This is a genomic window from Microbacterium pumilum (genome assembly GCF_039530225.1).
GTDB classification, from domain to species: Bacteria; Actinomycetota; Actinomycetes; order Actinomycetales; family Microbacteriaceae; genus Microbacterium; species Microbacterium pumilum.
In genome coordinates, this window is the sequence record NZ_BAAAOH010000001.1 from 3422901 (window position 1) to 3449135 (window position 26235).

The following is a 26235-nucleotide window of genomic DNA, read 5'->3' on the forward strand; positions in this document are numbered from 1 at the left end:
GTCAAGGGGCTGAGGGTGCCGCGCGGGGCCGCGCAGCCGGCCCGATGGGTGGAAACCCCCCTCGGTTTGTAGACCGCCGACAGTCGATGTGTCCGCACGTCGCGGCCTCGGGCACACTGACCGGCATGGAAGTCACTCCCCGGCGCCTCGCCGTCGGCATGAGCCTCTGGGCACCCAACTTCTTCAGCGGTATCCGCATCAAGCGCTTCTCCGCCGACTGGACCAGCGCGACGGTCGAGCTGCATGTGAACCCCGTCACTCGCAACTACGTGAAGACGGCGTTCGGCGGCTCGATGTCGGCGATGACGGACCCCTACTTCTTCATGCTCGTAATGCACCAGCTCGGGCGCGAGTACGTCGTGTGGGACACGCGCGGCGAGATCGAGTTCGTGAAACCGGGGCGCGGCGTGCTCACCGCGCACTTCGAGGTGCCGCGCGAGAAGGCCGTCGAGCTGCGAGAGCGCGCTCGCGGTGGCGCGAAGGTGCTGGAGTGGTTCGAGACCGAGATCACCGACGCCGACGGCGACGTGATCGCCCGCGTGCGGCGCGAGGTCTACGTTCGCGAGAAGCGACGCGTCACGGGATCGAAGGCAGAGCAAGCGCCGAAGTGAGTGTCTGCCCGACCGCGGTAAGGTTCCGCGCGTGACCACACCGTCGCTCGAACGCCGGCTGGGGCTCGGCGACGCCGTCTTCATCGGGCTCGGCTCGATGATCGGCGCCGGGGTGTTCTCCGTCTTCGCTCCGGCCGCCGCCGCGGCCGGGACCGGGCTGCTCATCGGACTCGTGCTTGCGGCGATCGTCGCTTTCGGCAACGCCACGTCGTCGGCGCAGCTCGCTGCCGCCCACCCGACGTCGGGTGGCACCTATGCGTACGGTCGCGCGGAACTCGGGCCCTGGTGGGGATTCGTCGCAGGCTGGGGTTTCGTGGTCGGCAAGTTGGCGAGCGGCGCGGCGATGGCGCTCACTTTCGCCGCGTACGCCGCTCCACCTGGATGGGAGCGTCCGGTCGCGATCCTCGCAGTGGTGGCCATTTCGGCCGTCAACTGGTTCGGGGTCACCCGGACGGCACAGCTCGCTCGCGTCATCGTGGTGATCGCGCTCCTCGCGCTCGCGGTCGCCGTCGCGGCGGGTGCCGCAACGCCGGACGTTCCGAGATGGCTGGACGCCGACGAGGTGTGGGTCGGTGGGTGGTACGGCATTCTGCAGGCGGGCGGCCTGCTCTTCTTCGCGTTCGCGGGTTATGCACGCATCGCGACGATGGGCGAGGAGGTGCGCGACCCCGCGCGAACCATCCCACGAGCCATCGTGATCGCCTTTGCCGCCGCGGTCATCGTCTACGCGGCGGTGGGTGTCGCCGTGCTGTCCACCCTCGGCCCCGAAGCCACGGCGCTTTCCACCGAGCCTGTGGCCGACGCGGTCGCGACCGCCGGATGGGGCTGGGCTGTGCCTGTGGTCAGGATCGGCGCCGCGGCGGCGTCGCTGGGCGCGCTCCTGGCACTCATCGCGGGAATCAGCAGGACGATGTTCGCGATGGCCCGCGAAGATGATCTCCCTCGCCTGTTCGCCGCGGTTCATCCGCGTTGGAAGGTGCCGCACCGGGCGGAGGTCGCAGTCGCTGCGGCGGTGGTGGCGATCGTCTCCCTCGTCGACATCCGGGGCGCGATCGGCTTCTCGTCGTTCGGGGTGCTGCTCTACTACCTCGTCGCGAACATCGCGGCATTCCGGCAGCGCCCGAGCGCCCGTCGATATCCCCGGGTGCTGCAGATCGTCGGGGGCATCGGGTGCGTGGTGCTGGGCGTCACGCTGCCCTGGCAGAGCGTGGCCGCGGGTGCCGCGGTGGTCGCGATCGGCATCATCTACCGCGCACTGCGCCTGCGCTTCAGCCGAGCGGCTTGACCTCGAGCGTCTCGCTGGTCGCGCCGGATGAGACGGTCGCGAAGGCGGTGTATCCATCGGATGCCGCGCGCTCGAGCAGCGCCTTGAGGTTCTTCGTCCGCTGCTCGAGCCGCACGCGCGAGCCCTGGCCGACGAGAGCGGACTTCAGCGCCAGGAGTTCACCGAGCGGGACGTCCCGATCATGGACCAGCACGACCGCGGCGGCGGCGGCATCCGCTCTCGCCTCTACGAGGTCGACGATGCGCTCGAAGCCGATCGAGAAGCCGACAGCCGGGACGTCCTGGCCGAGGAATCGGCCGATCATGCCGTCGTAGCGTCCGCCGCCCCCCAGCGAGTACTCCACAGATGGGTGGGCGAGCTCGAAGATCGTGCCGGTGTAGTACCCCATGCCGCGCACCAGGAACGGGTCGAAGATGAGCGGGATGTCGGCGGACGCCCCGGCTTGCGTGCCGCGCGCCGCCGCGACGGCCTCGCCGATCTGCACCAGGTGCGCCACGATCTCATCGGGCGCCTCGGGCGGGAGGAGCTTTCGGATCTGCCCCTCGCCGTACGGGTTGTACTCGAGCGTCATCGGGCGCCGCAGGAACGCCTCCAGCGCGTCCACGGCCGCGTGCTCCGGTCCCTGAGCGTGCGATTCCGGTCCCTGAGCCTGTGATTCCGGTCCCTGAGCGTGTGATTCCGGTCCCTCAGCGTGTGACTCCGGTCCCTGAGCCTGTGACTTCGGTCCCTGAGCCTGTCGAAGGGCGCGGGTCCGCAGTTCCGCGACCACTCCCTCGGGTCCGACCTTGTCGAGTTTGTCGATCGTGATGAGAGCGCCCGGCCGCTCCTGCGCGGTGAACCCGAAGCCGTCGAGCATCCAGTCCAGCGCTCGTCGATCGTTGATCCGCACCGTCGCCCCTTCGAGACCGAGGGCGTCGACGGTGTCGAGGGTCGCCACGATGAGCTCGGCCTCGGCGCGGGGTGACGGATCTCCGATGATGTCGATGTCGCACTGCACGAACTGGCGGTAGCGGCCCTTCTGCGGACGCTCGGCACGCCAGACCGGCGCGCTCTGGATGGCGCGGAAGACCGTCGGCAGCTCGGCCCGGTGGCTCGCGTAGAACCTCGCGAGCGGCACCGTGAGGTCGTAGCGCAGGCCCAGATCCGCCAGGCGGGCGGTGTCCACAGCCACGGAATCCTCCGCTGCAGCGCGGACGGCCTCGGCATCCAGACCCCGCTTCAGGACGTTGTACGCGAGCTTCTCGTTGTCGCCGCCGATCCCGGCGTGCAGCCGCGAGTACTCCTCCACGACGGGCGTCTCGATCTCGTCGAAGCCGTGGGCGGCGTAGCGCTCGCGGATGACGCCGAGCACACGCTCGCGACGGGCCTTCTCGGCGGGGAGGAAGTCGCGCATGCCACGCGGAGGATTGACGGATGCCACCCGTGCATTCTTTCAGGTCGGGTCCGGTCCCACCGGCGCGATCGGGTCTTCCGACTCCGCGCGACGGGTTTCGGCTTGCAGCTCCCGCAGGCGTTCGCGGAGCGCACGGTCGGCATCCCATCCGTTCGCGCGGGCGGTCGCGACCAGCGCCAGGAGCGCGTCCCCGAGCTCGGATTCGGAGGAGGGCTCGACGGAAGCTCGGGTGTCGGGTGCCACCACCACGTCCACCAGTGCTGCCTTGCCGACGAGCTTCTGAGCGAGGGCGAGGCTCGGCATCCGTTCACTCACCCCGTCGAGCACGCTCGTGCGGGTGTGCTTCTCGGCCGCTTTCGCGGCGTTCCAGAGCACCAGGACCTGTTCGGGCGTCGTCGCGACGGCGTCACCGAAGACGTGCGGATGCCGGCGCACCATCTTCTCGGTCAGCCCCGCGGCCACATCGTCGATGTCGAACGGTTCGACGGGATCGCGCGAGGCGATCTCGGCGTGGAACAGCACCTGCCAGAGCAGGTCGCCGAGCTCTTCGCGCAGCTCCGCGCGGGATCCGTCCTCTACGGCGTCGACGAGCTCGGCGCTCTCTTCCACGAGGTAGGGCACCAGCGCGCGGTGGTCGATCTGCTGCGTCCACACGCAGCGATCGCGCACGGCGCGCATCGTGTCGGCCGCTGCTCGCAGCGGGTCGACGACTCCGGCATCCGGTCGGTCTGGTCTCGCTGGATCGGTCACGGCACCTCCACGACGACTCCGCGGCGATGGTGCGCCGCACGCAACGACACCAGGATCCCGGCGACGAGCAGGGAGATCACCGACCCGGCGAGCACTCCGAGCACGGCCTGGTCACGGATCTCGGGGCGCGCCGAGAAGGCCAGCTCCGACAGCAGGAGCGAGACGGTGAATCCGATGCCGCCCAATGCCCCTGCCGCGAGCAGGTCGGCAAAGGCGAGGTGGGGGGCGTCTTCGCGCCTGCCGAGGCGCAGCGCGATCCAGCCGAACACCGAGATGCCCAGGACCTTGCCCACCGGGAGCGCGATGAGCACACCCCAGAAAGCCGGAGAGAGATCGCCGATCGAGACCGCAGGGATGGCCACGAGCGCCGCCGAGAAGGCGAACAGCGGCATGACGATGACGTTGACCCAGGGTTCGAGAGCATGGCGGGTGCGAAGCGCGGGCTGCTGCGCCATGGCGAGGCCGAGCGCGACACCCGCGATCGTCGCGTGCACCCCCGACTGGAGGACGAGGACCCAGGTCGCGATGGCGAGGATCACGAGCACGACGGCGATCGGCACCCGGGCTCGGGTGCCGAGCCTGCGGCTGAGGACACCGAAGATCGCCACCGCGATCGCCGCCGCGGCGAGCAGGCCGAAGTTGACATCGGTGGCGAACAGCACGGCGATGAAGATGATCCCCACGATGTCATCGAGGATGGCGAGCGCCATGAGGAAGATCCGAAGGCTCGCGGGCAGCCCCTTGCCGAAGACCGCGAGCACACCGAGCGCGAAGGCGATGTCGGTGGCCGTCGGGATCGGCCATCCCGACACGGTGTCGGATCCCGAGGCGATCGCGAGATAGATCGCGATCGGAATGATGACACCGCCCGCGGCGGCGATCGCCGGCTGCATCGCCTTGCGGGCGGAGTTGAGCTCACCGCTGGTGAGCTCGAACTGCAGCTCGACGGCGACCACGAAGAAGAAGACCGCGAGCAGGCCGTCCTGGATCCAGTGCGAGACCGACAGCTCGAACATGCCCGGGATGCCGGCGTACTCATGCATGAAATGGTCGACCGCGGGGCCTGCCGGCGAATTGGCCACGATGAGTCCGAGCGCGGCCGCGGCCAGCAGCACGACCGCGGGAAAACGCGCGGAGCGAAGCAGCGACATCGGGTCCTTCCGTCGGAGACGAAGTCTATCGACGCGTTGCGTCACACGATCGGCGACGATACGTCCGCGAAACAGGGCGGCGATAGCCTCGACGGCATGCGCGAACTCACCCAGACCGAGGCGATCGATCTCGTCGGCCGCTTCGAGGCAGGCCAGGAGATCCCCGAGACCATGCGGGCCGATGTGCGGATGCTCGGCTCCCTGCTCGGGCGGGTGCTGCAGGAGAGCGGCTCGCCGGGGCTCTTCGACGATGTCGAGCGACTTCGGGTGGCCACGATCGACGCCTATACCGACGAGTCGTCTGCGGCATTCGCGCGGGCGCAGGCCATCGCCGATTCGTTCACGGTGCAGCGGGCGGACGAGGTCGCCCGCGCGTTCACGTGCTACTTCCACCTCGTGAACCTCGCCGAGGAGCATCAGCGGGTGCGCATCCTGCGTGAGCGCGATGGCCGCCCCGAGCGGGAGGATGCCACCGACTCCGTCGCGGCCGCATTCGTGCGACTCGCCGCCGAGGTGGGCGACGAGACCGCCCTGTCGCGGTTGCAGTCGATGCGCTTCCACCCCGTCTTCACGGCGCACCCCACCGAGGCGCGCAGGCGCGCGGTGTCCACGAGCATCCGGAGGCTCGCGGCGCTTCTCGAAGAGCGCGACGGGATGCGCCGCAACGGCGCCGATGTGCGCCGCGCCGATCGCCGCATCCTCGAAGAGATCGACACGCTGTGGCGCACCGCCCCGCTGCGCCCCGAGAAGCCCTCCCCTGTGGACGAGGTCCGCGCCGTCATGGCGGTGTTCGACGAGACGCTGTACACCGCCGTGCCCCACGTCTACCGCCGCGTCGACGACGCCCTGCAGGGCCCGGCCGCAGGCGGGCGCGCCCCGATCGTGCGACCGTTCGTGCGCATCGGGTCCTGGGTGGGCGGCGACCGTGACGGCAATCCGTTCGTGACGGCATCCATCACCCGCAAGGCGGCCTCGATCGCCAGTGAGCATGTGCTGCTGGGACTCGAGCGCACCGCACTGCGCATCGGTCGGGGGCTGACGCTCGACGGCACCAGCACGCCGCCGAGCGACGCGCTGATCGCCCTGTGGCAGCGTCTGAAGGCAGCCGACGAGGACGCCGCGGCCGAGGTCGCCAAGCGCTCCCCCGACGAGCCGCATCGCCGCATCCTGCTGCTGATCGCCCGCAAGATCGCCGCAACGCGCACGCGGGACGCCGACCTCGGATACCGCGATCCCGAGCGCCTGATCGCCGACCTGCGGGTCGTGCAGGAGTCGCTCGCCAGGGCCGGCGCTCCCCGTCAGGCGTACGGGCACCTGCAGCAGCTGCTCTGGCAGGTCGAGACGTACGGCTTCCACCTGACGGAGCTCGAGGTGCGGCAGCATTCGGCGGTGCACGCCAAGGTGCTGGCCGAGCTCGAGTCGGGCGCGCCCCGCACCGAGCTGACCGACGAGGTGCTCGACGTGTTCCGCGCGGTCTCGTACCTCCAGGAGCGCTACGGTGCGCGCGCCGCCGGACGCTACATCGTGTCGTTCACGCAGTCCGCCGATGACCTCGCCAACGTCCATCGGCTGGCGCGCTTCGCTGTCGGCCCCTCGGGCACGCCGCCGGTGCTCGACGTCATCCCGCTCTTCGAGACGTTCGCCGACCTGCAGGCAGCACCCCGCATCCTCGCCGAGATCGTCGAGCACCCCGAGTTCGCGGCTCGGCTCGAGGCGACCGGCCGCCGGCTCGAGGTCATGCTCGGCTACTCCGACTCGTCGAAGGATGTCGGACCCGTCGCCGCGAACCTCGCGCTGTACGAGGCGCAGGCCGAGATCGCCGCATGGGCGCAGCAGGAGGGAATCGAGCTGACCCTCTTCCACGGCCGGGGCGGCGCGCTCGGACGCGGCGGCGGCCCCGCCAACTCGGCGATCCTGGCCCAGCCGCCGCACTCGGTGGACGGGCGCTTCAAGCTCACCGAACAGGGTGAGGTGATCTTCGCGCGCTACGGCGACCCCGCGATCGCGATGCGCCACATCGATCAGGTGGCCGCCGCCATCCTGCTCGCATCCTCGCCGTCCAACGAAAAACGCAACCGCGACGCCGCCGAGCGCTACACCGATGTCGCGGCGACGATGGATGCCGCATCCCGCGACCGCTTCTTCTCCCTCGTGAAGGCGCCCGGCTTCGCGCCGTGGTTCGCGCGCGTCACGCCGATGGAGGAGCTCGGACTGCTCGCGCTCGGCTCCCGCCCCGCGCGCCGTGGGCTCTCGGTCGAATCGCTCGAGGACCTCCGAGCGATCCCGTGGGTGTTCGCGTGGACGCAGGCGCGCATCAATCTCACGGGATGGTTCGGGCTCGGCAGCGCCCTCGAGGCAGTCGGCGACGAGCCGCGGCTCGTGCGCGCGTACGACGACTGGCCGCTGTTTCGCACCCTGATCGACAACGTGGCCATGAGTCTCGCGAAGGCCGACGACCGCATCGCACGGCACTACCTCGAACTCGGCGACCGCGAAGACCTCGCGGCGCTCGTCCGCGACGAGATGGCGCTCACCCGCTCGTGGGTGGTGCGGCTCACGGGAGGGACCGAACTGCTCGGCAACAAGCCGGTGCTGCAGCGAGCCGTGAAGATGCGGAGCCCCTACGTCGACGCGCTGTCGCTGCTGCAGCTGCGGGCGCTGCGTGCCCTGCGCACGGACGCCGAGGCCGGTGCACCGATCGATCCAGAGCAGCAGCGGCTGCTGCTGCTGTCGGTGAGCGGCGTCGCGGCGGGACTGCAGAACACCGGCTGACACGCGCGTCGGTCCGGCCAATGCCACCGCACGGGGTTACCGTGGCCCCATGAACGCCAGATCCGCCGTCACAGCGGAGATGTGCCCCCAGTGCGGCTCGTTGGACGTACGGGCAGCCGAGCCCCGCTGGTTCGCCGTCGACGTCGACCGTCGCGGCGAGCTCGGATCGTGGGACTCCGACTGGGTCGAGCGCATCGAATTCGGATGCCGCGAGTGCGGCACCGCCTGGGACTGAGCAGACCTCAGTCGACCCGGCGGTCGTCGGCGTGCCTCGCCAGGCCGCGGCCATAGCGCTCGGTGAGCTGCACCATGAGATCCGGTGTCTCGCGATCGAGGCCGAAGACATAGCCCGGGAAGTCGAGTTCGCGCTGCGCCGCCCAGATCTCGTCATGGCGGTCAGGTGGGAGGATCTGCACCGGATCGCCGATCGCGACCCAGCCGATGGGCACGACGGTGTCGACCGGAAGGGTCGTCCGCAGATGCACGACGGCGTTGATGCGCACTTCGCTGCGCTCTCCGATCCGCGCGCCGTTGAAGATGCGCGTGCCCGTCGCGAGGAACACTTCATCGCCGACGGAGGCGCCCGAGACACTGGCCATCGGCCCCACCAGCACGTGATCGCCGATGTGCACCGGGTTCGTCGAGGTCGCGCGGATGAGCGCGTTCTCCATGACGATGACGTTCTCGCCGAAGGTGATCGCACCGCCTTCGGCCGTGATCACCGCCCCATGGAGGATCTGGCAGTCGGCGCCGATCACGACATCCCCGCTGATGACCGCCGTCGGCGCGACGACCGCGTCGGGGTGGATGCGGGGCCGCGCCCCGAGGTGTTCGAACTGCACGGTTCCTCCTCGGTCGGTCACAGCGTAGCGGTCCGGCGGGCCCGGGATCAGGCCCCCGCGGAAGCCGCCAGTCGAAGACACGGCCAGCATGCGCAAGCACGAAGGCGACCGAGAAGCCCACGGCGAGTGCGAACTTCGGGCGGCCGGTCGTCGTGAGCAGGATGCCGGTGGTCACGGCGAACAACGCGAGCTGGCAACTTTTTGTTCGAGTATGGGATGGCAACAGATGCTGCTGATGTCTTATTTTGTCGATACTTTGTGCTATAGTGACACGACTACCAAGCGCATGTGCCCACTAGCGCGACTCGGCAGAACCGATGCGGAGATTCAATGGGGCACACGGTCGGCAGCGACGGACCCGGTGCGTGGCACGAGCTCGACGAGCTGGTCACGCGGGTGGTCGAGCAGCGCGCCGCGATCGCATCGCTCCAGGCGGGCGAGGCTGCTTTGCTGTCCGAGGCGGTGGATCTTGTGATCTCGCGTACGGCCCAGCGTCACGCCGAGGGACGACGCACCGGCAACGATCTGCCCCTCCGCGAGGTCTGCGCCGAACTCGGCGCGGCGATGCGTATGAGCGACCGCACCGTTCAGACGCGCCTCGGTGACGCGAGCACTCTCACGACTTCTTTCTCCGCCACCCACGATGCGTGGCGAGCCGGTCGCATCGATGCAGGACATGTGGCTGCGATCCTCGACGCCGGCGCCGGGATCGCCGACCAGGACGCACGGGCGCGGTACGAACATCAGGTTCTGGATGCCGCGGCCCACGAGAGCCCTGGCCGGCTGCGACCACTCGCGCGAATAGTCGCCGCCCGAGTTGATCCGCAGTCGATCGATGAGCGGCACCGGCTGGCTCGCGCGCGCCGCGATGTTCGCGTCATCGACCTCGAAGATGCGATGGCTCGGGTGATCGCCGACGTACCTGCGACCCTGGCGTATGCGATCCTCGACCGGATCACGCAGATGGCACATGAAGTCAGGGCAGCCGAGGGTGCGGCGGCGGCGTCACACAGAGGCGAAGCCGGCGAACAGAGCGCTTGGCCCTGTGGGCAGAGCGACCCGATCGACGCAGGCGAGGGGACCGGCGACGCCGTGCTGACCGGGCCAAGCACCCGCGAGTCGGTCGCCCCTTCGACTGAGCCGGGACACTCAGCCGGCAACGGCGGTGCAGAGACAAGCGGACCCGGAAGCGACGACCGCTCGATGGGCGAACTGCGAGCGGACATCCTGGTCGACCTGCTTCTGACTTCTACGCCGACGGCACATGGCGATGCAGACGCCATGGGTGCGATTTCGGGACGGGTTCAGGTGACCATTCCCGTGTTGACCGCCGCCGGCGTGGGTCACGAACCCGCGATCCTCGCCGGGCACGGTCCGATCGATGCCGCGACGGCGCGCCGCCTTGCGGCCGATGCCCCTGGGTGGGATCGGATCATGACCCATCCCTGCACCGGCGAGCCGCTGTCCGTCGACCGATACCGGCCCAGTACCGAGATCACCCGCTTCTTGAGCGTTCGCGATGAGCATTGCCGCTTTCCCGGGTGCCGGATGCCGGTGTGGCGTTGCGATGTGGATCACACCGTCGACGCGGCACTCGGCGGAGCGACATGCGTGTGCAATCTCGCCAACCTGTGCCGTCGACACCACACTCTCAAGCACGCGTCCGACTGGATCGTCAGACAGCTTGGCGGCGGAGTACTCGAGTGGACGAGCCCGACCAGGCGTCGCTACATCGACCGGCCGCCCAGCACTGTCAGCTTCGTGCCGGACCCCGCGTTCGCGGTCGGACGATACGCAGACCCGCCGCCGCCCTTCTGAGCGAGCCGGCCTGCATGGGCCGGCCCGCATGCGCGGCCATGCGTGACGGGCATGCGTGAGCCGACCTCTGCGAGCCGACGCTCAGTGTGCCTACCCGCGTGTGCCTACCTGCGTGTGCCCACTTGCGTGCCGAACCGAGCCGACGCTCAGGCGCCGGCATCCACGGTCGCCGGCTCGGGCTTCGGCGCGGGCCACAGCTGGTCGATCAGCTGGCCGACCCACGTGATGAGGTCGGCATCCGCCACGGCCTCTCCCCCGACACGCGGCATGGGCACCACCAGTGCATCGCCGCCAGCGAGGAGCTTGGCCGTGGGATGCAGCCGCTGCAGCCGCACGCGCATCGAATCGGGCAGGTTCGCCGGGGCGATCCGCAGGTTCGGTCCCATTGCGACCACGTCCGACAGCCCCGCCTGCGCGGCACGCCGGCGAAGACGTGCGACGGCGAGCAGACCGTCGACCTCGGGCGGAAGATCGCCGTAGCGATCCTGCAGTTCATCGGCGACGTGGTCGAGCGCGTCATCCTTCGCCGTCGCGGCTGCCGCCGCCGAGAGCTTCTGGTACGCCTCGAGACGAAGGCGCTCGCTGTCGATATAGGACTCCGGGATGCGTGCCTGGACCGGCAGCTCGAGCCGCAGCTCGGTCTGCGTCTCAACCTCGTCGCCGCGAAACGCAGAGACCGCTTCGCCGATCATGCGCAGGTACAGGTCGAAGCCGACGCCGGCGATGTGGCCGGCCTGCTCGGCACCGAGCAGATTGCCGGCGCCGCGGAGCTCGAGGTCTTTCAGCGCGACCTGCATCCCACTGCCGAGGTCGTTGTTCACCGCGATCGTCTCAAGGCGGTCTGCGGCCGTCTCGGAGATCGGCTTGTTCTCGTCATAGAGGAAGTACGCGTACGCGCGCTCGCGCGCCCGGCCGACGCGGCCGCGCAGCTGGTGCAGCTGCGAGAGACCGTACTTGTCGGCCCGGTCGATGATGATCGTGTTGGCGTTCGAGATGTCCAGGCCGGTCTCGACGATCGTCGTGCACACCAGGACGTCGGCCTTCCGCTCCCAGAAGTCGTCGACGACCTGCTCGAGGGCGTTCTCGCCCATCTGGCCGTGCGCTACCGCGATGCGCGCCTCGGGCACGAGCTCGGCGAGCTGCGACGCGACGCGCTGGATCGACTGCACGCGGTTGTGGACGAAGAACACCTGTCCCTCGCGCAGCAGTTCGCGACGGATGGCGGCCGCGATCTGCTTGTCGTTGCGCGGGCCGACATACGACAGGATCGGATGCCGGTCCTCCGGCGGAGTCTGCAGCGTCGACATCTCGCGGATGCCGGTGACAGCCATCTCGAGAGTCCGCGGGATCGGCGTCGCGCTCATCGCGAGGATGTCGACGTTCGTCTTGAGCTTCTTGAGGGTCTCCTTGTGCTCCACCCCGAAGCGCTGTTCTTCGTCGATGATCATCAGCCCGAGGTCCTTGAAATGGATCTTCTCGGTCAGGATGCGATGGGTGCCGATCACCATATCGACGGTGCCGTCCGTGATCCCTGCGAGGGTGTCACGCGCCTGCTTGTCGGTCTGGAATCGTGAGAGCGCGCGCACGTTGACGGGGAATCCGGCAAATCGCTCGCTGAAGGTCTCGAAGTGCTGCTTGACGAGCAGTGTCGTCGGCACCAGCATCGCGACCTGCTTGCCGTCCTGGATCGCCTTGAACGCGGCCCGCACCGCGACCTCGGTCTTGCCGAAGCCGACGTCACCTGAGAGCAGCCGGTCCATCGGGATGGGCTTCTCCATGTCGGCCTTGATCTCGTCGATGGTCTGGAGCTGGTCGGGTGTCTCGGCGAACGGGAACGCCTCTTCCAGCTCGCGCTGCCATGGTGTGTCGGGACCGAAGGCGTATCCCTTGGCGGCCATTCGCGCCGAATACAGCTTGACGAGCTCGACGGCGATGTCACGGACCGCCTTGCGGGCGCGACCTTTGGCCTGCGCCCAGTCGCTGCCGCCCATCTTCGAGAGCACCGGCGCCTCGCCGCCGACATACCGCGAAAGCAGGTCGAGCTGATCGGTGGGGACGAAGAGCTTGTCGCCCGGGTAGCCGCGCTTGGACGGCGCGTACTCGAGGACGAGGTACTCGCGGACCGTCTTGACGGGATTGCGGCCACCGCTCGAGACCTCGCGCTGGGTCAGCTCCACGAACTTGCCGATGCCGTGCGTCGCGTGGACGACGTAGTCACCCGTCTTGAGCTGCAGCGGGTCGACGACGTTGCGGCGCCGCGATGCCAGTTTCCTGATCACGCGCTGGTCGCCGCCGATGGTGCGTCCGTAGAACTCCGACTCGGTGAGCACGGCGAGCTTCGCCTCGGCCGATTCGAACCCGCGCTCGAGCACCGAGAGGACGACGTGCGCGACGCCCGCATCCGGCACATCCGACACGTCGTCGACGCGTCGCGCCGCGATGCCGCGTTCGGCGAGCACGTCGCGCGCGCGTTCCACCAGTCCGGGGCCGGATGCCGCGACGACGACGCGCCATCCATCCGCGAGAAGCTGACCGACATGGGCGGTCGCCCCGTCCACGTTGCCCTGGAACGCCGGGACGCCGGCACCCGGAACCCGGATCATGGCGGCGGACTCGAGGGCCGCATCGATGTCGATGAGACCCTCGGCTGCGGCATCCGCGTGTCCGGAGTCGAAGGAGCTCAGCGTCCACCACACGTCGCCCCGCGCCTGGGCAGCCTCTCGGAGTCGCGGGAGCGTCACGAAGTCGCCCGCGCCGAGGTCGACGGGGGTCGCGGCGCCGGCCGTCGCCGCGCTCCAGGCCGCATCGAGGAATTCGCGGTTGGTGTCGCCCAGCGTGATCGCGCGGGTCACCGAGCGCTCGGGGTCGACGAGCGCGACGGCGGCGGCCTCGGGGAGGTAGTCGACGAGCGTGACGAGTGCGTCGGCGAGCACCGGCAGAAGCGACTCCATGCCCTCGACGGGAATGCCCTCGGACATCTTCTCGAGCATGCCGCGAAGCCCGGGGAACTCCTCCTTCAGCTCGCGTGCGCGCTCGCGCACCGGCGTGGTGAGCAGGAGCTCGCGACTCGCGACGAGCGACACGCTGCGGACCTCCTCCGGCAGCGATCGCTGGTCTGCGACGGAGAAGGCGCGGATCTGATCCACCTCGTCGCCGAAGAACTCGACGCGATACGGGTGCGGCGCCGTGGGCGGAAAGACGTCCAGGATGCCGCCGCGGAGGGCGAACTCGCCCCGGCGCGAGACCATGTCGACGCGGTGATACGCCAGTTCCACCAGCCGCGCCGCGACCTCGCCGAGGTCATGGCCCCGCGCGCCCATCGTGAGTTCGACCGGCTCGACATCGGTGAGCCCCGCGGCGAGGGGCTGGATGGCGCCACGCACCGACGCGGTGATCACGAGCGGCGTGTCCGCGTGCCAGCGTGCGATGTGGCCGAGCACCTCGAGCCTGGTGCCGACGATCTCGGCGCTCGGGCTCAGTCGTTCGTGCGGGAGGGTCTCCCACGCCGGAAAATGGAGCACCTCGGCGCCCGGCACGAGCGCCTCGAGCGCCGGCCCCAGCGATTCCGCACGTCGGCCGGTCGGCGCGATCGCGAGGAGAATCGGCGGCTTGCCCGCTGCCCGTCGGCGTTCGAGCAGGGCGGCGAGAAGAGGGGCATCAAGGCCCTCAACGAGCGAGAAGTCCGCGTCGACGGATGACGCAGCCACAGCGTCCCGGAACGGTTCAGCCTGTTCGAGGGCGCGCACGATCCCGGGAACTGTCACCGGACGAGTCTACGCACCGGCAGTGACACCCAGCGCCCCGAGGGAACGCGAACCGCCCACCACAGGGCCCTCGTAGGATGAGTCGAGTGAGTCATCCTGCCGAGCCGGCGCCGCCCGTGCCGCCGATACCGCCGCTTCCGGCCGGGTCGCCGCCGCAGTCCGCGCCGCACTGGGTGGCGCCGCCCGCACCGCCGATGTCCGCTGCGCCCGCTGGAGCTCGCTCCACGCCCACGCCGGTGGCACCGGCATCCGGACCATTGCCGCACCCCCCGAACTTCACCGCGCCGTACCCCGCGCCGGGGTCATACGCGCCGCCGCCCGGCTATGCCGGCCCGTACCTCGCATCGCCCGCACCGGTGGGTGGCATGGCGACGAACCCGCGGCACGCGACAGGGGCCGGACTCGGCCTCGTCGCCCTCCTCGCGGCGATCGCAGCGACCGTCATCTCGGGGATCGCCATCGTGATCGCAGCCTTCAACATCGGGCTCGGCGCAGGGCGCGAGATCGCGCTCCGCCCGATGGACGTCCGCTTCGACTGGTCTGCACTCACGCCCGTGCGGGACTGGGTTCTCGTCGCGGAGGTCTCGTTCTGGATCGGAACCGCGCTGGGCGTATGGGCGATCATCCAGGGCATCGTCGCGATCGCGAAGAACCGCGGTCGGGGTCTGGGCGTCGCCGCGATCGTGGTGGCGGCGCTCGGACTCATCGTGTTCGTCATCGCATTGCAGAGTGCCCTGACCGCGGGGCTGGCCGCGGGCACCGGCATCGGCGGCTGACCCCGCGCGCTCTACGCGCGCGGGGCGTGGTGCCGCTGCTGGGCGGCGAGCAGACCCTCGTCGACGAGCTGTTCGACGGCATCCGCCGCATCGCCCAGCAGAATCGGCAGGTTCTTGCGCTCGGAGGGGCCGAACGGGTCGAGCACCCAGTCCGCGGGGTCCTGGCGTCCGACCGGTCGGCCGATCCCGACGCGCACCCGGGCGAACTCCGACGAGTCCAGCGCCTTCGCAACATCTCGGACCCCGTTGTGGCCTCCGTGGCCGCCACCGGTCTTGAGCTTGATCGTGTCGAACGGGATGTCGAGTTCGTCGTGGATGACGACGACATGCTCCGGCTCCACGGCGTAGAACTTCGCGAGACCCGCCACCGGACCGCCCGAAACGTTCATGAAGGTGTTGGGCTTGGCGAGGATGAGCTTCGCGCCGCCCGGACGGAGCCAGGTCTCGGCGACGCGCGCGTTCGCCTTGTGGGAGCGGAATCCCTCACCGCGTCGCGCCGCGAGCTCGTCGACGACGAGCTGACCCACGTTGTGGCGCGTGAGCTCATACCGCGGGCCCGGGTTTCCGAGCCCCACGATCAGCCACGCCTCTGCCATGTCATCCATCCTGCCCGAGCCGCGGGCATCCGCAGCTCGCTGCCGTCCTGCCTGCTCCGCCGGCGGCGTCTTCGAGGAACAGGAAAGGGGACGCGGAACCCGCGTCCCCTCCCCTGCAGAGTGGTCCTACTCGGAGTCTTCTTCGGTTTCAGCGGCCGCTTCGGATTCCAGAGCCTGAGCGGCCGAGACCGCTGCGTCCAGCTCGGCGATCTCGTCTTCGGCCGCGAGGGTCGAGGACGGGATCGAGATGGCGACGATGAGCGTCTCGGCGTCGACGATCAGCGACGCGCCGGACGGCAGCGTGAGGTCGGCAGCGGTGATGTGCGTGCCCTCCTCGAGTCCCTCGACGTCGACCTCGATGCGCTCGGGGATGTGGGTCGCCTCGACCTCGAGCAGGACGGTGTTGGCGTCCTGCGCGGCGATCGTTCCGGGAGCGGGCTCGCCGATGATCGAGATGGGCACGTCGACCTGGATCTTCTCGCCCTTGCGGACCACGAGCAGGTCGATGTGCTCGATGATCTGGTGCACCGGGTCCTTCTGCACGTCCTTGACGAGGGTGAGCTGCTGCTTGCCGTTCACGTCGAGCTCGAGCACGACGTTGGCGCGACGGATGAGCAGCGCGACCTGGTGACCCGGAAGGGCGACGTGCACCGGGTCGGTGCCATGCCCGTAGATGACGGCGGGGATCTTGCCGGCGGCGCGCAGGCGGCGGGCGAAGCCCTTGCCGAAGTTCTCGCGAACCTCGGCGTGGACTTTGGTGTCGGTTTCAGTCGACATGGTGGTTACTCCTTGCGGGCGCACGGCCCGGGTATGTGGTCTGGATTCGACTCGAACGCGATCGCGTGAGGAAAGCCGTGGCCTGCTTCACCGCGTCGATCACGGATGCCGCAACCTGCCATCATGGCGGGTCCGAGGCATCCCTCGCCGAAGTACAAGGGTTCAGTCTACCAGGGGGCGCGGCGCAGCCGAACGAGCCCAGCGACTCTCGCGGGATCCCCCCGCGGTCGAATGGACAGAGCCCCGCTACGATGAGGAACGCACCAATCAGCGCCCGGCCAGCACTGCCACGGAGGACACCATGGAATACGGAACCGCAAGCCACGTCCTGCTCTGGCTGATCGGAGCGATGGCCGCGGTCGGCGGCGTGCTGACGGTCTTCGGATTCTGGTCGATGGGCAGGTCGGCGTACCGCAAGGACTGACCTGCGTCAGGCCGAGCTCAGCCTCGCGGCCACGTCGTCGACCAGGTCGCTCACCGGCATCCCGACGTCTGCGACAAGACCCCTCTCGTCCGCGGCGAGCGGTTCGAGCGTCGCGATCTGCGAGTTCAGGAGCGCCGCCGGCATGAAGTGATCCGTGCGTGCGGCGGCGCGGGCCGCGAGCAGCTCGCGCGAACCGTCGAGATGGACGAACACCACGTCGGGGGCGACGGCTCGGATGCGATCACGGTAGACCCTGCGCAGCGCACTGCACGCCATCACGAGTCCCGTCGCACGATGCTCTTGAAAATGGCCGCCGACGGCATCCAGCCAGGGCCATCGGTCCTCGTCGCCGAGCGGGATCCCCGACGCCATCTTCGACCGGTTGGCGTCGGAGTGCAGATCGTCCGCGTCGGCGAACGGCACCCCCAGCACCCCGGCGAGGGCGGCACCGACGGTGGACTTGCCCGCCGCCGACACCCCCATCACGCAGACGAGCGGGGTGCTGTTCGTCACCAGTCGTGGACCGTTCCGTCGGCGAGTCGGTTGAAGGGGAGGTAGGCCTGCTCGTAGGGGTACTTGCCGGCCTCGTCGACATCCAGTGTGACACCCAGCCCGGGCGCATCGCCGGGGTGGAGGTAGCCGTCCGACCAGGAGAAGGTCTGCTGGAAGACGCTGTCGGTCGCCGCGGAGTGCTTCATGTATTCCTGGATGCCGAAGTTGTGGATCGACAGGCCCAGGTGCATCGCGGCGGCCATGCCCACCGGAGAGATGTCGGTCGGCCCGTGCATGCCGGACTTGACTTGATACTGCGCGGCATACTCCAGGGTCTTCTTCAGGGGGGAGATGCCGCCCATGTGGGTGACCGCACCGCGCACGTAGTCGATCAGCTGCTCTTTGATGAGGTCCTTGAAGTCCCACACCGTGTTGAAGATCTCACCGATGGCCAGCGGCGTCGTGGTGTGCTGACGCACCAGCCGCAGCGCCTCCTGGTTCTCGGCCGGCGTGCAGTCCTCGAGCCAGAACAGGTCATACGGCTCGAGCGACTTGCCGAGCTTCGCCGCCTGGATCGGCGTCATCCGGTGATGCCCGTCGTGCAGCAGCGGCAGCTCCGGACCGAACTCGTTGCGCACGGCCTCGAACACCGTCGGCAGATGCCGCATGTAGGCCCGTGTGTCCCAGTCCTCCTCGGTCGGCTTGGCGCCGCGGCGGGCGGGCTCGTGGTCGTACCGGATGTCGGAGTCCTTGGTTCCGGCCGCCTGCGACGCGATCCCGTAGATCGCCTGCAGTCCGGGCACACCGGACTGCACGCGGATCGACCGATACCCCTGCTCGAGGTGCGATCGGACGGAATCGAAGATCTCGGGGAGATCCTTGCCCGAGGCGTGGCCGTAGGCCATCAGACCGCGGCGGCTGGCGCCTCCGAGCAGCTGGTACACCGGCATCCCGGCCGCCTTGCCCTTGATGTCCCACAGTGCCATGTCGACCGACGCGATCGCCGCCATCGTGACGGGGCCTCGCCGCCAGTACGCCGAGCGATAGAGGAACTGCCAGGTGTCCTCGATCTTGCCCGCATCGACGCCGATCAGCAGCGGTGCGACATGATCCTTGAGGTAGCTCACGACCGCCAGCTCGCGTCCGTTGAGGGTCGCATCGCCGATGCCCACGTGGCCTTCGTCGGTGGTGAGCCGCAGGGTGACGAAGTTGCGTCCCGGACTCGTGACAATGACCTCAGCCTTGTCGATGATCATTTCTGCTGTCCCTTCGATGGAATCGATGTATTGGTCGTGGTGCCGTCAGTCCGGCAGTGAGGCCCCGGACCCGGGGTCCGCAGCGCGGAACGCAGCGGTGCTGAGCGACGGATCGCCGGCGGCATCCTGATTCTTCGCCTCACGGCGCTCGGCGATCTCGGCGACGATCTCGCGGTGCCGAGCGTCGGTCAGCGGGTAGAAGAACATGATCGCAATCGCGATGAGCGCGGCGACTGCGGGCAGCAGTCCTGCCGCGGCGCGGATGCCCCACTCCGCCGACGTGGACTGCACGTCTGCTCCTGCCGCGTAGCCGCCGATGGCGAGGGCGTAGGCCGCGAGCGCGCCGCCGACCGCCTGACCGGTCTTGCGGGTGAAGGAGAACAGGGCGTAGATGATGCCCTCGGCGCGCACGCCGGTCTTCCACTCGCCGTACTCGACGGTGTCGGCCTCGAGGGCCCAGACGAGCATGTTCACCAGCACGACGCCCACCTGGCACAGCACCAGTCCCGCGAACGCGAGCCATGGGACGCTCGGCGGCGCCAGGAACACCAGCAGACCGCCGATGATCATGATCACTCCGCCGGCGACGTAGCCGTTGCGCTTGCCGAAACGGCGGACGATGGCCGGCACGAACGCCGCAAGCCCGAAGGTCAGCACGAGCTGGACGATGGACAGCACGGCGTACAGCGGAAGTGCGTGCAGCACATCGCGCAGGTAGTAGAGCTGAACGGTGCTCAGCGCCAGCATCCCGGTCAGGAACGCGAACGAGCTCACGCAGAGCATGAGCAGCGGACGGTTGCTCTTGAGGATGGCGAAGCTCTGCTTCATCGTCACGTGGGCGACGTCGCGGATGACGGTCTCCTTCGCCGTGAAGAATGTGAACAGGTAGAGCCCGAAGCCGACGACCACGAACCCGAGCGTCATGAAGGTGAACAGCGACTGCAGGTCGCGATCGGGCGTGATCAGCGGGGCGATGAAGATGCCGAGCGCCGCGCCGACGATCATCGCGCCGACGGTGCGGGCACTGGCGAGCTTGGCGCGCTCCCCCCCGTTGCGGGTCATCGCCCCGGCCAGCGAGCCGTAGGGGATGTTCACCAGGCTGTAGGCGAGACCCAGCGCGGCGTAGGTGAGGTACGCGTAGAGCAGCATGCCCGATTCACCGATCTGGGGCACCGAGAACGTCGCCACGCTCAGGAGCAGCAGCGGCAGGGAGCCGAACAGGATGAACGGACGGAATTTGCCGAACCGCTTGCTGTAGGTGCGATCCACGATGCGCCCCGCGAGGACGTCTGCGAACGCGTCGAAGACTCTCACGACGAGCAGCAGCGTGCCCGCAGCTGCTGCGGAGATTCCCGCCACATCCGTGTAGTACACGAGGAGGAACATCGTCGCGGTGGTGAACGCGAGGTTGTTCGCGGCGTCGCCGGCGCCGTAGCCGACGACGCTGAGTGGGCTCAGCTTCTTCGGTGTCGCCACGGCGACGCCAGTGCTCTGATCGGTGATGGTCATGATGGCTTCCTTGCCTGGGAGGATCGGTGGGACTCGGTCGGATGGGGTCGGTGTCAGTCGGCGTCGCGCGGGGCGGTCCACCGGGTGCGGAGGGCGTGTGCGGCGGCCTTCGGCTTGCGGTCGCGCGTGAACACGCCCTTCTTGTTGCCGTCGACCCGCGCGAACCCGTTTTTGGTCTGGAAGTCCGCGAAATTCCACACCTGCTCGCCCACGATCGCGGGGATGCGGTCGTGCACGCGGTGGTACATCTCGAGGAAGCTCGTCTGGTACTCCTCCGTGAAGGGGGAGTCGTAGATGGAGTGATAGCCCGGTACCGTATCGGCCCCGTACTCGGTCATGATGAGCGGCCGGGCGAACTTCTCCTGCCAGCCGAGCAGCTCGGCCTCGAGCTTGCGCTCCGCCGTCTTCAGGTCGCCGGAGTCGACGTACCAGCCGTAGTAGCGGTTCAGGCAGATGACGTCGAACAGGTCCGCGATGAGGTCGTTCTCGAATGTCGAGAACATGACGTTGACGAACGTGACCGGGCGCGTGGGGTCGAGTTCACGGGTGAGGGAGACGAGCGGCTCGAAGTACTCGCGGGCGCCGTCCTCGTTCGAGGCGGGTTCGTTCGTGATGGACCACATCACGACGCTGGGGTGGTTCTTGTCGCGCGCGATGAGCTCGCGGATCGCCTGCGCATGCGTCTCACGGGTGCGATCGTTGATCGTCTCGGGCGAGAACGTGGGTGCTGCCTGTCCGCCGAAGATGCCGCCGCCCATCGCCAGGTTGAGGCCGACGGCGCCCACCTCGTCGATCACGACGATGCCGTGGCGGTCCGCGAATTCCATGACCTCCTCGGCGTAGGGATAGTGGGAGGTGCGGAACGAGTTCGCTCCGATCCAGTCCATGAGCTGGAAGTCGTGCACGAGGTAGGCGTTGTCGTGGCCCTTGCCTCGGATCGCGCTGTCCTCATGGCGGCCGAAGCCCGTGAAGTAGAACGGCGTGCCGTTGATGAGGAACTCGGTGCCCCGGACCTCGATCGTGCGGACGCCCACCGGGAGTGAATACTCGTCGACGACGTCACCGGCGACGATCGCCTGTGCGGTCAGGGTGTACAGGTACGCGGCGCCGGGCTGCCAGAGACGCACATCCTGAACGCGAAGTGCGCCGGCGATGCCGTCTCCGGTCGCCACGACCTCGCCCGCGGCGTCTCGCAGCGTGACGTTCACCGAATCGGCGCCGGTCGTCTCGATGTCGAAGCCGACGATGCCCGTGGAACCGTCGAGGTCCGTCGTGATCGTGATGTCGGACACGCGCACGGCCGGCGCGCTGTACAGCCACACTGAGCGGGCAAGCCCCGCGTAGTTGAAGAAGTCGTGCAGGTAGTCCTGCGTTCGGCCGCCGTCATCCGTGACGGTGACCTTGCCCGGCGGAATCGTGATGTTCGTGAGCTCGTTGCTCACGCCGATGGTGAGGCGGAACTCGCCGCCCGCCGTCACGACGTCGGTGATGTCGGCCTCGAACGGGGTGTAGCCGCCCACGTGCTCGGCGACCTTGGTGTCGTCGACGTAGACGACCCCCTCGTGGGTCGCCGCGTCGAGTCGGACGAAGACGCGCTCGCCGGCCCACCCGCGCGGGACGCGCACAGACCGCTGATACCAGACCCAGCCGACGTGATCGCGGATGGCGGCATCCGCGAACAGGTCGTTGTAGCTTGCGGGAACCGCAGCCTCGAGCTGCGTCGGCAGCGTCGCAGTCCACGGGGAGGCGGGCACCGAGGTGTCGACGGCGAACTTCCAGAGTCCGTCGAGGCCGACCAGTTCTCGTGTCGGGCTGGTCTGAGGCTTCAGCATGGTGGTTTGCCTTTCTTCGCGTCCTTGCGACGACGCGTCACTGCGTGGGGGATATGCGGCCGGGCATCTGGCAACCGGTTGCCTCTATTGAACCACATTCAGAACTTGGTGGCAACCGATTGCCACAATCTTCTTCCGAGGTTCCATGAGCAACCTGATCGGCAGTCTCCTCCGTTGCCGCTGTCGCGTCGACGGATTCGTCAGACGCGTTCGAACGCGGCCGCCGCCCCGGCGACGGCAGCGACGATCGACGGATCGTCCGCGAGCTCGTCATCGACCAGGCGGAGAAGTGCCACGACGCCCCGCTCCCCCGACTCCGAGGCTGCGGCCGCGAGCGAGTCGCCCACGCGGTCTGCGGGCAGTTCGCCCCGGCGGGCGGCAGCGACCCACGCGCCGATGGCGCGCACGGATGCCGCGCCATCGCGGCCCGCGGCGCGCTCCGCCTTCAGGAGCGGGGCGATGCGCACGCGAAGCTTCGTCGTGCCGTCCTGCCCGATCTGGCGGAGGAGATGCTGGATGCGGGCGTTCTCGAAGCGGGTGAGAAGCGCGGCGCGGTAGGCCTCGAGTTCGAGTCCCTCGGCCGGCAGGTGGCGGACCGCTTCGCTCCAGTACTCCTCGACCCACGACCGCACGGTCGGATCAGCGATGGCCTGGGCGACGGTGAGGTGGCCGCGAGCCGCGCCGGCGTACGCCATGAGCGTGTGCGACCCATTGAGCAGCGACAGCTTGCGGCGCTCGAAGGGATCGATGTCGTCGACGAACCGCGCACCGCCGCGCTCCCATTCCGGTCGCCCACTGGGGAACTCGCCGGAGAGCACCCAATCGTGGAAGGGCTCGGTCACCACCGGCGCCCGGTCGTTCCAGCCGGTCGCCGCGGCGACCAGGGAGATGTCCTCGGGTGTGGTCTTCGGCGTGATCCGGTCGATGGACGTCGAGACGAATGCGACGTGGTCAGCGACGTACTCGCGCGTCTCCGATGAACCGGCGAGGTCCGCGAGGCCGAGCAGGCCGCCACGTGTCAGCGCACCGTTGTCGGGAAGGTTGTCGCACGAGACGATCGCGAGGTCCCCCGCGCCGACGCGCCGGCGCGCCTCGACTCCGGCGAGAAGGCGCGCGAGCGCCGTCCGCGGCGCTGCGGACAGGTCGAAGCGGGCAGCGCCGAGGTTGCGACGGAGCCAGTCCAGGTCCGCCGCGACAGCGGCGTTCGCGACATCCGGGCGTCCGTCGGCACCGAGCGCATAGCCCGCTTCCGTGATCGTGAGCGTGACCAGCGCCGTCCGGGGCGCGGCGACCGTATCGATGAGGCGGTCGACCCGGGCTCCGTCGACAGCCTCTGAGATGCTGTCGACGATGCGGACGTCGTCGTCATCCGCAGAACGGACGAGCACGGAGTAGAGGCCGTCCTGCGCCTGGAGATCCTCGGCGGCGACGGGGCTGCGTCCGGTGAAGGCCGCGATCCCCCACTCGTTCGCGTCGTCTGCGACATCGGTGTACCACGCCTGATGGGCACGGTGGAAGGCGCCGAGGCCGAGGTGCGCGATGCGGACCGGCGCAGCGTCGACGCGGGAGCCGGTGCGCTCAGCGAGGGCGAAGCGGTTGAGGTCGGCGGTGACGGTCTCTTTCACAGCTTGAACACCTTTCGAGGGAGCGCGTCCACGAGATCCGTCACGATGCGTTCGGCGGCAGCCGGCGATACGCGACCCTCTCTCACCAGTCGCGCCAGGAACGCGGAGTCGAGCCGGCGTGCCATGTCGTGACGGGCCGGGATGGAAAGGAACGCGCGTGTGTCGTCGATGAATCCGGAGCCACGGTAGAAACCGGCGGTCTCGGTGACCGCCGAGCGGAAGCGCACGACCGCGTCGGGTGCGTCCAGGAACCACCACGGCGCGCCGATGAACACGCTGGAGTAGAAGCCCGCGAGCGGTGCGACTTCGCGCGAGTAGACCGTCTCGTCCACGGCGAACAGCACCAGGTGCAGGCCGGGCTCCAGACCGTGGCGTTCAAGGAGCGGGCGCAGGTTGCCGGTGTACGTCGTCGTGATCGGGATGTCGTGACCCGTGTCGGGGCCGAATCGATCGAACGTGGCACTGGAGTGATTGCGGTAGACCCCGGGGTGGATCGTCATGACGAGTCCGTCGCGCGCACTCATGCCTGCCATGCGCAACAGCATGTTGCCCGCGAACTCGCGGGCGCCCGCCGCATCGAGATCGCCTGCGACGGCGCGGCGATACAGGGCGGACGCCTCGTCATCGCTCAGGTCCACGGTGTACGGCTCGCGGACGCCGTGATCGGCCGAGACTGCGCCGTGTGCGACGAAGTGGGCGCGGCGGGCCTCGAGCGCGGAGAGGTAGCCGGCGAAGTCGTCCGGTGCGGTGCCGTTCGCCTCGGTGAGCCGTGCGATGCGCGCACGGAAGTCGGCAGCGGTCGGGTCCAAGTAGGCATCCGGACGAAAAGTCGGCAGCACCCGGCCTGAGAAGGTCGGATCGGCCGCGAGCGCCGCGTGCACGGAGAGGTCGTCCATCGGATCGTCGGTCGTAGCGAGAACCTCGATGCCGAACCGGTCGAAGAGCGCCCTCGGGCGATAAGCCGGGTCGGCCAGTCGGGTGGCGATCGCGTCGTACGAGGCGTCAGCGGTCTCGGCGGACGGCTCGTCGCGGATGTCGAAGAGGGTGGCGAGCTCATGGGTCAGCCAGTAGCCGGAGGCAGTGCCTGCGAGGAGGTGCCAGTTCTCGGCGAGGATGCGCCACGCGTGCCGCGGATCGACGGGCGCGCTCCGGCCGACCCCGAGCGCGCCGAGATCCACGCCGGCGGAGTGCAGCAGCCGCGTGACGTAGTGGTCGTGCGTGATGAACAGCTCCGCCGGGTCGGAGAACGGCTCATCATCCATCAGAAGACTGGGCGCGACATGGCCGTGTGGCGAGATGATCGGCAGCTGTGCGACTGACTCGTAGAGTGCGCGCGCGATCGAGCGCGTCTGCGGGTCCGCGGGGAGGAGGCGGTCGGGATCGAGTTGCAGCGGCGTTGACACGTGATCCATGATGCCCCGATGTCGCCGGTTTGTCAACCGGTTGCCATCTTGGACCGCGAGAACGAGTCGGCACCATAGGGCACGCTATGCCGCCGGGTGTCCCGTGGAGCCGCGCACGACGAGATCCGTCTGCATCAGGACGGCGTGGTCGGCGTCCGCCTTCGTGCTGTGCGGGGCTCCGCGGCTCAGCAGGTATCGGACGGCGCGCTCCCCCGCCTCGTCCAGCGGGGTGCGGACGGTGGTGATTCCGGGCGTCGTGAAGTCGCTCCCGAATATGTCGTCGAAACCCGCGATGCTCAGCTGCGAGGGCACTGCGATCCCGCGTTCGACGGCGGCTCGCAGGAGGCCGATGGCCATCAGATCGTTGAATGCGACGACCGCGGTCACCCGGGCGGCGATCACACGCGAGATCGCCGCTGTGCCGCCATCGAGCGTCGGCACACCCGGTCCGATCTCCACGATGGACATTCCACGCTCCGGAGCCGCCGCGAGCAGCGCCTCCCAGCGCCGCGCGCTGATCCACGACGTATCGGGTCCTGACAGGTATGCAAGCGAGCGATGGCCGAGATCCGCGAGGTGCGACACGAGCTGACCGACGCCGCGCTCCACGTCGGGAAGGATCGAGGTCAGGCCTTCGACGGCGCGGTTGATGACGACGATCGGCTTGCGTTCGGCGATGCTCCGGATCTGCGCGTCACCGAGTCGTGTCGTCGCGAGCACGAGCCCGTCGACCGACGGGAGCACGCGCTCGACCGCGGTCGCCTCGCGCTCACCGGACTCCTGCGACTCCGCGACGATCAGGGTGTAGCCGGCGTCGGCCGCGGCGTGCTCGGCACCGCGGACGATGCCGAAGATCACGGGGTTGGTGATGTCGGCGACCACGAGGCCGAGAGTGTTCGTGCGACCGGTCGGCAGCGCTCGCGCGATGGGGTTCACCCGGTAGTTGAGCTCTTTCGCCGCCGCGCGGATGCGCTCCTCGGTCTTGGCATTGATGCGCCCCGGCTGGCTGAGCGCTCGTGAGACTGTGGACGGATTGACATCGGCCAGACGAGCGATGTCGTAGATGGTCGGCGCCGTGCCGCCACGCGACCGTTTGGGGGTGCCGTTCGGCGCGGCAGCTGCCTCGTCGGCCATCGGACCGCCCCCTCTCGCCGAAGCC

The 26235-nt window shown here is 68.9% G+C and carries 21 protein-coding genes; 7 read left to right on the forward strand and 14 right to left on the reverse strand.

From position 1 onward, the window contains the following. Window positions 1–125: 125 nt before the first annotated feature. Together ABD188_RS15490 and ABD188_RS15495 are read left to right on the forward strand one after the other, a co-directional pair. Complete coding sequence (locus ABD188_RS15490; protein ID WP_344064231.1) at window positions 126–611, forward strand: DUF4442 domain-containing protein; 486 nt, start codon at window positions 126–128, stop codon at window positions 609–611. A 31-nt stretch (window positions 612–642) separates the two neighbouring features. Further along, entirely contained in the window at window positions 643–1896 is a 1254-nt protein-coding gene (locus tag ABD188_RS15495; RefSeq protein WP_344064233.1) for an APC family permease, read from the forward strand. Here the strand turns inward: ABD188_RS15495 and ABD188_RS15500 are convergent. From ABD188_RS15500 to nhaA, 3 genes are all read right to left on the reverse strand, one after another. Further along, complete coding sequence (locus ABD188_RS15500) at window positions 1880–3289, reverse strand: histidine--tRNA ligase (protein WP_344067163.1); 1410 nt, start codon at window positions 3287–3289, stop codon at window positions 1880–1882. The genes ABD188_RS15495 and ABD188_RS15500 overlap by 17 nt on opposite strands. A gap of 39 nt (window positions 3290–3328) precedes the next feature. Further along, window positions 3329–3967, reverse strand: coding sequence for a nucleoside triphosphate pyrophosphohydrolase (locus tag ABD188_RS15505; protein ID WP_344067166.1), 639 nt, complete (start codon window positions 3965–3967; stop codon window positions 3329–3331). 68 nt (window positions 3968–4035) lie between these two features. After that, window positions 4036–5190, reverse strand: a complete 1155-nt coding sequence (gene nhaA, locus ABD188_RS15510) for a Na+/H+ antiporter NhaA (RefSeq protein WP_344064236.1) — start codon at window positions 5188–5190, stop codon at window positions 4036–4038. 96 nt (window positions 5191–5286) lie between these two features. Here nhaA and ABD188_RS15515 point away from each other — a divergent pair, with 96 nt between their 5' ends. Both ABD188_RS15515 and ABD188_RS15520 read left to right on the forward strand, forming a co-directional pair. Next, window positions 5287–7962, forward strand: a complete 2676-nt coding sequence (locus ABD188_RS15515; protein WP_344064240.1) for a phosphoenolpyruvate carboxylase — start codon at window positions 5287–5289, stop codon at window positions 7960–7962. A gap of 49 nt (window positions 7963–8011) precedes the next feature. Then, window positions 8012–8197: a hypothetical protein gene (locus tag ABD188_RS15520; RefSeq protein ID WP_344064243.1), complete on the forward strand. Its 186-nt coding sequence runs from the start codon at window positions 8012–8014 to the stop codon at window positions 8195–8197. Window positions 8198–8204: 7 nt separating this feature from the next. Here ABD188_RS15520 and ABD188_RS15525 read toward each other — a convergent pair whose 3' ends face one another. Next, window positions 8205–8804 (reverse strand): gamma carbonic anhydrase family protein, encoded by a 600-nt coding sequence (locus ABD188_RS15525; protein ID WP_344064245.1) that lies wholly within the window; start codon window positions 8802–8804, stop codon window positions 8205–8207. Between the two features lie 330 nt (window positions 8805–9134). On the opposite strand from ABD188_RS15525, the gene ABD188_RS15530 reads away from it, so the two are divergent. After that, complete coding sequence (locus ABD188_RS15530) at window positions 9135–10622, forward strand: HNH endonuclease signature motif containing protein (RefSeq protein ID WP_344064248.1); 1488 nt, start codon at window positions 9135–9137, stop codon at window positions 10620–10622. 146 nt (window positions 10623–10768) lie between these two features. Here ABD188_RS15530 and mfd read toward each other — a convergent pair whose 3' ends face one another. Beyond that, window positions 10769–14386 carry a transcription-repair coupling factor gene (gene mfd / locus ABD188_RS15535; RefSeq protein ID WP_344064251.1) on the reverse strand — a complete coding sequence of 1206 codons (3618 nt, stop codon included), beginning with the start codon at window positions 14384–14386 and terminating at the stop codon, window positions 10769–10771. Window positions 14387–14463: 77 nt separating this feature from the next. Between mfd and ABD188_RS15540 the strand changes: the two genes are divergently transcribed. Then, a complete protein-coding gene (locus ABD188_RS15540; RefSeq protein ID WP_344064254.1) occupies window positions 14464–15162 on the forward strand; it encodes a hypothetical protein in 699 nt (232 codons plus the stop codon). 11 nt (window positions 15163–15173) lie between these two features. Here ABD188_RS15540 and pth read toward each other — a convergent pair whose 3' ends face one another. Both pth and ABD188_RS15550 read right to left on the reverse strand, forming a co-directional pair. Next, on the reverse strand, window positions 15174–15758 hold the full coding sequence (gene pth, locus ABD188_RS15545) for an aminoacyl-tRNA hydrolase (RefSeq protein WP_344064257.1): 585 nt from the start codon (window positions 15756–15758) through the stop codon (window positions 15174–15176). Window positions 15759–15884: 126 nt separating this feature from the next. Further along, window positions 15885–16535 carry a 50S ribosomal protein L25/general stress protein Ctc gene (locus ABD188_RS15550; protein WP_344064260.1) on the reverse strand — a complete coding sequence of 217 codons (651 nt, stop codon included), beginning with the start codon at window positions 16533–16535 and terminating at the stop codon, window positions 15885–15887. Between the two features lie 301 nt (window positions 16536–16836). Between ABD188_RS15550 and ABD188_RS15555 the strand changes: the two genes are divergently transcribed. Continuing rightward, window positions 16837–16959 carry a hypothetical protein gene (locus tag ABD188_RS15555; protein ID WP_344064262.1) on the forward strand — a complete coding sequence of 41 codons (123 nt, stop codon included), beginning with the start codon at window positions 16837–16839 and terminating at the stop codon, window positions 16957–16959. 6 nt (window positions 16960–16965) lie between these two features. Here the strand turns inward: ABD188_RS15555 and ABD188_RS15560 are convergent, their stop codons facing one another. The 7 genes from ABD188_RS15560 to ABD188_RS15590 form a co-directional block, all read right to left on the reverse strand. After that, window positions 16966–17472 carry a gluconokinase gene (locus tag ABD188_RS15560; RefSeq protein WP_344064264.1) on the reverse strand — a complete coding sequence of 169 codons (507 nt, stop codon included), beginning with the start codon at window positions 17470–17472 and terminating at the stop codon, window positions 16966–16968. Continuing rightward, a complete protein-coding gene (gene manD / locus ABD188_RS15565; RefSeq protein ID WP_344064267.1) occupies window positions 17469–18707 on the reverse strand; it encodes a D-mannonate dehydratase ManD in 1239 nt (412 codons plus the stop codon). The genes ABD188_RS15560 and manD overlap by 4 nt, the downstream gene beginning before the upstream one ends. Window positions 18708–18752: 45 nt before the next feature. Continuing rightward, window positions 18753–20216, reverse strand: a complete 1464-nt coding sequence (gene uidB / locus ABD188_RS15570) for a glucuronide transporter (RefSeq protein ID WP_344064270.1) — start codon at window positions 20214–20216, stop codon at window positions 18753–18755. Window positions 20217–20269: 53 nt separating this feature from the next. Further along, window positions 20270–22048, reverse strand: a complete 1779-nt coding sequence (uidA, locus tag ABD188_RS15575; RefSeq protein ID WP_344064273.1) for a beta-glucuronidase — start codon at window positions 22046–22048, stop codon at window positions 20270–20272. A 200-nt stretch (window positions 22049–22248) separates the two neighbouring features. Next, complete coding sequence (locus ABD188_RS15580) at window positions 22249–23673, reverse strand: mannitol dehydrogenase family protein (RefSeq protein WP_344064276.1); 1425 nt, start codon at window positions 23671–23673, stop codon at window positions 22249–22251. Then, window positions 23670–25076 carry a glucuronate isomerase gene (uxaC, locus tag ABD188_RS15585; RefSeq protein WP_344064279.1) on the reverse strand — a complete coding sequence of 469 codons (1407 nt, stop codon included), beginning with the start codon at window positions 25074–25076 and terminating at the stop codon, window positions 23670–23672. Before uxaC ends, ABD188_RS15580 begins: the two co-directional genes overlap by 4 nt. Window positions 25077–25160: 84 nt before the next feature. Continuing rightward, on the reverse strand, window positions 25161–26210 hold the full coding sequence (locus tag ABD188_RS15590; RefSeq protein ID WP_344064282.1) for a LacI family DNA-binding transcriptional regulator: 1050 nt from the start codon (window positions 26208–26210) through the stop codon (window positions 25161–25163). Between the last annotated feature and the right edge of the window lie 25 nt (window positions 26211–26235).